At 36.0% G+C, this 2,628-nt stretch carries 2 protein-coding genes; both read right to left on the bottom strand.

Annotation, left to right across the window (positions count from 1 at the left end; genetic code table 11):
• Positions 1-81: 81 nt before the first annotated feature.
• Entirely contained in the window at positions 82-462 is a 381-nt protein-coding gene (locus AFK68_RS02580) for a DUF1823 family protein (RefSeq protein ID WP_094671385.1), read from the bottom strand.
• Between the two features lie 657 nt (positions 463-1,119).
• Entirely contained in the window at positions 1,120-2,145 is a 1,026-nt protein-coding gene (gene gap / locus AFK68_RS02570) for a type I glyceraldehyde-3-phosphate dehydrogenase (RefSeq protein WP_094671383.1), read from the bottom strand.
• Positions 2,146-2,628 lie beyond the last annotated feature (483 nt).

Genomic DNA, 2,628 nt, shown 5'->3' with positions numbered 1-2,628 from the left:
GTTTTAAGGCTCGTTCAATATTTAGCATTCTTCTGGCCAATTTCTGCTTGAACCATTTTACCTTATTTCCCAACAACTCTATTAATTTGTGCCAGATTTGCTAGCAATTTCCATATAACTTAACAGCCAATTAGCCATAGTAGCACGACGAGCTTGCACAGGAGTAAACTCACCAATTTTATAACCTTTGAAACCCAATTTTTGTTTCAATAATTGTTTATTTTCTTTAGGAATAGAGCGAGTCAACTTTACAGTAGGCGGACGAAATTCAATAAAATTTGGAGGTTCTGGATATTCATCTCGCCACTCTGGTGCTACCCTCGAAATATCCCATTTACAAGTAGCATCATCATAGCGATAACCAAGATAATACCAAACTAATTGATTAACAATATTATCATCTATTTTTTCATCAATAATTGCCTGAATAGTTTCTGTATTTAGTTGTGGTAGTTCAGACATAAAACCTGATTCCTTTTGCTTTAGAGTATTATAATAAACCGGGTTTGTAGTAAACAGATATCAATATTTTTCGGTTAATTTTTACATTCTTTTTGATTTTTCTGATAGATTTTTGTGCGGTACATCCAGTAATTTAAACAAGAGAATACCACTAAAGCTATCAAGCTGGAGTNCAATATGATAGAGCATTTAATAAAAACCAGATTTCTCTGCTACTTTTTTACTTTGGAGTGTTATAAAAAACTGAGTTTTTAGCCAATAGAGATTAGTATAGCAATCAGTTGTGATTTGTGAGAATTTGTAATATTTTCTCTAACGGTGTTTGGTCTCCAAACCCTAGCTAAGATGGGGTTTGGAGACCAAACCCCTACAGTTTTTTCTCAAATCTCATTCCTGATTTCTATATGATAGGGTATTTAATACAAACCTGGTTTCTATACTTTTTACTTGGAAGTGTTATAGTAGGGGTTGGGTCTCTAAATCCGATTTTTGCATTAGTTTAAAGACCAAACCCCTACATTTTTTTTCACACATCATTTAGGATTGGTATATAGAAATTGCCAGAGTAATTAGGAAATTATTGCGTCTCTCAAATCTAGTCATAACAATAATGTAAGGGCGAATAGCAATTCGCCCCCTACTGACTTCTGACTTCAGTTAAGAGATACCTTCTTTTTGTGCCATTGATAACATTAAATCTAGGACTCGATTTGAATAACCCCACTCATTATCATACCAAGAAACAATTTTAAAGAAATTGGAATTAAGTTCAATTCCAGCACCCGCATCAAAAATACTAGACTGGGGATCGCCTGTGAAATCAGTAGAAACTACAGCATCTTCAGTATAGCCAAGAATACCTTTCATTGAACCTTCAGCAGCAGTTTTCATTGCTGTGCAAATATCCTTGTAACTGGTTGACTTCTCAGTTTTGAAAGTCAGATCGACCACAGAAACATCAGGAGTAGGCACTCGGAATGCCATACCAGTTAGTTTGCCTTTTAATTGTGGTAAAACTAGAGCTACTGCTTTTGCAGCACCAGTAGAAGCTGGAATAATATTTTGAGCTGCACCACGTCCACCCCGAAAATCTTTTTTACTAGGGCCGTCTACAGTTGGTTGAGTAGCAGTCATAGCGTGAACAGTTGTCATTAGACCTTCCGCCAAACCAAAATTATCGTCAATAACTTTGGCAACAGGAGCTAAACAATTAGTAGTACAGCTAGCATTAGAAATAATTGTATCTTGAGCAGGATCAAACAAATCGTGATTTACACCCATCAGCAAAGTTTTTACTTTCTCAGGGTCTTTAGTAGGAGCTGAAATAATTACCCGCTTTGCACCTGCTGTCAAATGATTTGAAGCACCATCAAAAGTGGTAAATAATCCTGTAGACTCAACCACATAATCTGCACCTTTTTCTTTCCAGGGTAATTCAGCAGGGTTTCTAACTGATACACAAGGAATCAACTTTCCGTTAATTGTTATGCCATCATCAGAGGCGGTTACATCCCCTTGGAAACGTCCGTGAGTTGAATCATATTTTAATAAATAAGCTAGGTTTGGTGGCGGTACTAAGTCGTTAATTCCCACAAACTCGATTAAGTCCGGGTAGTTTAGTCCAGCACGGAATACTAAACGTCCAATACGGCCAAATCCATTGATGGCTACTTTTAAAGGCATGGATACAACTCCTGTATAACTAAAAGTTTCTATAAGTATTAGGACTTACCGATTAGAAATTATCATAAGGACAATTGGTCTAAATTATTCTTTTCCATATCTTAAGAATCTTGAGGCCAGATGACGAAGGGATGATTGGACAATGGGACACCTAGTGCCGCTACGCGGAAGTCAGAAATCAAAAGTCAAAAGTCAAAAATCAGAAGTATTGATTAGTAAGACTTTTAGGATTTTGTAACTGGTAACATATTTCTGCCATCCTGCACTAGCAACTATATTTGGGTTGTGTAGAAAATATCTTGGAATTGGGGAATGGGCAGTACAAGGAATATCCATAAATTTAAAGATATCGGTTGATCTTGGGTTCCCTTTAGCTTAATCCAACTTACAAATAATTTTGATAAAGAATATTTACTCCTGGTAAAGCTGAAATCAGTGAAAACTACTGCGTAAATGTACAGTAATTTTAGTATGATTATTTCT

The sequence above is a fragment of the Hydrocoleum sp. CS-953 genome, from assembly GCF_002260545.1.
In the GTDB taxonomy this organism is placed as follows: Bacteria; Cyanobacteriota; Cyanobacteriia; order Cyanobacteriales; family Microcoleaceae; genus Trichodesmium.
The sequence above is the reverse complement of the archived record's forward strand: the minus strand, read 5'-3'. Positions and strand labels throughout refer to the sequence as shown.

Excerpts from the sequence above, each read along its gene's own strand:
- AFK68_RS02580 (WP_094671385.1), bottom strand. The coding sequence starts at position 462 with ATGTCTGAACTACCACAACTAAATACAGAAACTATTCAGGCAATTATT.
- gap (WP_094671383.1), bottom strand. The coding sequence starts at position 2,145 with ATGCCTTTAAAAGTAGCCATCAATGGATTTGGCCGTATTGGACGTTTA.